Here is a 4511-nt window from a genome sequence, read left to right as displayed (position 1 = left end):
TGATCGGTGCGATCACGATTCCTGAAGACTTAAATGGCGACGGTATCTTGAATGCAGACGAGCTAGGCACAGACGGTACCTTCAATGCACAAGTGGCGTTGGGACCTGATGCAATCGATGGCACAGTGGTGAATATCAACGGTACTAACTACACCGTGACAGCAGCTGACCTTGCAAACGGCTTCATCACCGCAGCGATTCCTGTAACAGGCGAAGGCCCTGTGACCATCCATGCAGAAGCAGTGGATGCACAAGGTAACCTTGATGTTGCAGATGCAGATATCACCGTGACTGTAGATACCTTGCCTGCAGACCTGATCGGTGCGATCACGATTCCTGAAGACTTAAATGGCGACGGTATCTTGAATGCAGACGAGCTAGGCACAGACGGTACCTTCAATGCACAAGTGGCGTTGGGACCTGATGCAATCGATGGCACAGTAGTGAATATCAACGGTACTAACTACACCGTGACAGCAGCTGACCTTGCAAACGGCTTCATCACTGCAGCGATTCCTGTCACAGGCGAAGGCCCTGTGACCATCCATGCAGAAGCAGTGGATGCACAAGGTAACCTTGATGTTGCAGATGCAGATGTAACGGTAACTCTAGATGTTACTCCACCTGATATCACTACAACTGTGTTAGCAATTGACCCAGTTACTGCTGATAACATCTTGGATGCGACAGAAGCTGGTGGATCAGTGACCTTAACAGGTACATTGACCAACATCCCTACAGATGCAGTAACAACAGGTGTTGTGGTTACTGTAAATGGTGTTGACTATACAGCCACAGTTGATGCCGTAGCAGGTACTTGGACAGTTGATGTAGCTGGTAGTGGTCTTGCAGCAGATTCAGACTTAACTGTTGATGCTACTGCGACATTCACAGACCTCGCAGGAAACGCTAGTACACTTCAAGATACGCAAACTTATACTCTTGCAAGCTCTATCATTGCTTTCGATAACACTGATACAGCTGTACTTGCACCTCAACCATTGCTTGTACAAGATGATGCCTCTTTAGGTAGTGAAACTTACCTAGCCTTGGTTTCACTGGCTGGACTTGATTTACAACTTGGTTCTGAAGCAATTGATTTTACAGTAGGTGCTGGTCAAGAAGGCAACGCGACATTTACCTATAGTGCATTGCTTGGTGCAGATGTTTTATCTGATTACTCATTGGTACTACAAAAACTAGACCCAGTAACAGGTGATTGGACTTCTGTTTACGGTGGTGGTGAAGCTGATATTCTAGATTTAACTCTGCTAGGTGGAACTCCGAGTGTAGTTATTGACGGATTAGAGGAAGGCACATACCGTGCGTTCATGACATATAATGGATTAGCTGGTATTGGTTTACTTGGTACATTAACAGGCACAATGGATGTTTATGACACAACACAAGTAGGCGGCTACTATACTGAAGTTGCTGATGGTAATGTCATTACAGAAATAAATGATGTTGGTCAAGTAGACGTTGTGACTCCAACAACTGTTGTAAGCGCAGTTAACGGTCAACCTGTTCTAGCAGATGGTACGATCATTAATGGTACTTACGGTACCTTGGAAATCAATCTTGATGGTTCATACATTTATACGCCTACTGCAAGTGCAGCAGGTGTGGGTCAAACAGATGTATTTGTTTACACATTAACTGACCCTCTGACTGGTGATACGGCTCAAGCAAATCTCAATATCCAATTGAGTTCTGTAAAAGCGGTGGATAATGTTGTAACAGCAGAAATTAACCCAGAACCATTGCTTGTTGCTGATGACGTAGCGTTAGGTAGTGCAAGTTATCTTGTAGCTGTATCGTTAGCTGGTCTGGATTTACAATTGCTTGGTAACGATGCAATTGAATTTACTGTTGATCCAAACCGTGAAGGCACAGCAACGTTTACTTTCGATGCCATAATCACAGCAGATTTACTCAGCGATTATGCGATTGTTGTTCAAAAATTTGATGAAACAACAGGTGAATGGGTATCGATTGGTGGTACTAACCCAGAAGCATCACTCATTGATCTATCACTAATCGGTGGTACACCAACAGCTGTACTTGAAGGATTGGACGCTGGTCAGTACCGTGCATTCATTGGATATGAAGGTTTAGTCGGTGTAGGTTTAGGCGGAACATTAACTGGTACGATGGATGTCTACAATCCATACATCGTGGCTGGTTACTCAGTTGAGCCGATCTCTGGCAATGTCATCAAAGATGCAAGCCTCACTGGTGAAGTTGATGCGGCAAGTAGCAATGCTGTGATCTCTGAAGTGAATGGTGTTACGGTTGATCCAGTTGCTGGTGCAACGATCACTGGTGCATACGGTACATTAGTAATTGATCAAGATGGTAACTACACCTATACCCCAACTGTAGATGGTGCAAACCTAGGTCAGGTAGATCAATTTACCTACACCTTGCTTGATCCTGTAACAGGTAACACTTCTGAGGCGACACTTTATGTTCGTCTCGATAGTGACAGTGTAGATATGACCTGGAACGATGCAGATCCATCTCAACCAGCTGTAATTACTAGTCCGCTTCCAGTAGATGCAATGGATAACGTTGCTTCAGCTGAAATAGACATGGTTTATCCTGTAACGACTGAGGTACTTGATAACGCGATTAGCTATAACTGGTTACTCGGTGTGGGTGGTATCGTTATCGGAGCTAAAGAAGGTACAGCGACATTTACAGTTGATCCAGGTAATCTGACAGATGCCATTATTGCAGTGAACTTTGGTTCGGTTGCTACGGTTGTCGACGGTTTACATGTGGTACTAACACGGGTAAATCCAGATGGCACTCGTACTGTAGTTGCAGATAGCTCTGATACTGGTGTGATTGACTTGTTAGGTATCTTTGGTTCTGAAGTTCAATTCAAGATTGATAACTTAAGTGCCGGTACTTATGAGTTGTTCATGGAAAGCAACACATTACTTACAGCTCTAGGTAGTGTTACTGCGGATATCACGCTAAATCATGGTGATATCACTCAACCACCTGTACTGGTTGTTGACCCTGTAACTGGTAATGTGCTCTCTGACGATAACTCTGCTGTTTATGGTACAAATTATGTACCAGACTACATTACAACAACTTCAGTCGTAACCACAGTGACTGCTGAAAATGGTAATACAGAGTCGGTTGTAGTCGGTACTCCAGCAACGGTTGTGGGTGTATATGGAACTCTGACTATTAATGCAGATGGTACTTATAGTTATCAGGCAACTGCGGATATGGCGAATGTAGGTAAAGTTGATAGCTTCACTTACACAGTGACAGATCCAGTGACTGGTAGAACTGATACCGCTACATTACATGTTCAAGTTGGTTCACCAGATGTTGATGTAACTTGGAATACAGCAGATCCTTCGGCAGATGCTACACTTCCAACACCGTCTGTAACAGCTGATATAGATGATGCAACAATCAGTATGTCACCAGTGGTAGATCCAGTTGTGGATGTGGTGAGTGGTAATGTGACCATCGGTAACTTGGTTGGTTTCCCAATCCCGCTTCCTGTACTCAGTAGTACTGTAACATCAGACCAGTTTGTGATTGCTGCAAATACAGTAAGTGATGTACATGTACAGCTAAACTACACTGCGACGTTGAGTCTGTCTGCTTTCCCAACAACTGGATATACAATTCAGCAGTTCGTTGGTGGAACATGGGTAGATACAGCATACTCTGGTTCTGCAACAGCATTGGCAGGAGTGTTGGGTGCTCCAGCATACTCAGCAGATATACCGCATTTATCAGCAGGTACTTATCGAGTTGTATTCAGTCTATCCAGTGTACTTTCACTAGGTGTGGTAACTCTAGACTCTGTAGTAACAACTACAGCGACTCATCTAGACCAATACACACCAGATGGTCAAACCGACTGGATTACTGGAAACGTCCTTACTAATGATGTAGTAGAAGGTACTCAACTCTATGTAATGAACTCAACAACTGGCACTTATGAACTAGCTGCTGGTCAAGGAGTGAATACAGGTGAGGGTACATTGTATCTATACAATGATGGTTCTTACTTCTACAAACCATTAGACAGCGCGGCAAATGCGACTGTTGATGTGATTGATTACAAGTTGGTTTCAGTGATCGATGGTAGTGAATACACTTCTTCATTGACGATTAACTTGAGTCAAGAGTTGAATAGCCTTGCAGTAAGTACTGCGGCAAATGATACATTTGCTCTTGGTAATGGCTCTGATACCTTGATCTACAACACATTAACTGCTGCAAGCGTAACTAACGCAACTGGTGGTAACACAACAGGTGGTGGTGTAGATGTATGGACTGACTTCCATGTAGGTGATACTGCAACAGATGATCAGGCTGATAAGATTGACTTAAGTAACTTGTTAATTGGTTCTCAAACTAACTTAACAATCGGTCAATATGTGACAGTAAGTTATGATGCTGGTACTCAAACTGCGACAATCAGCGTAGACCGTGATGGTGGAGTACTTGTAGAAGGTACTTACACTGAA

The 4511-nt window shown here is 43.7% G+C and carries 1 protein-coding gene; it reads left to right on the top strand.

Going from position 1 to position 4511, the window contains the following annotated elements:
* On the top strand, positions 1 to 4511 hold a 4511-nt coding region (locus ACO6VK_RS20480), incomplete at both ends, for a beta strand repeat-containing protein (RefSeq protein WP_422510330.1).

Origin of the sequence: Stenotrophomonas sp. GZD-301 (assembly GCF_049310345.1) — a bacterium.
Taxonomy (GTDB): Bacteria; Pseudomonadota; Gammaproteobacteria; order Xanthomonadales; family Xanthomonadaceae; genus Stenotrophomonas.
This window is presented reverse-complemented; position numbering and strand designations above follow the sequence as displayed.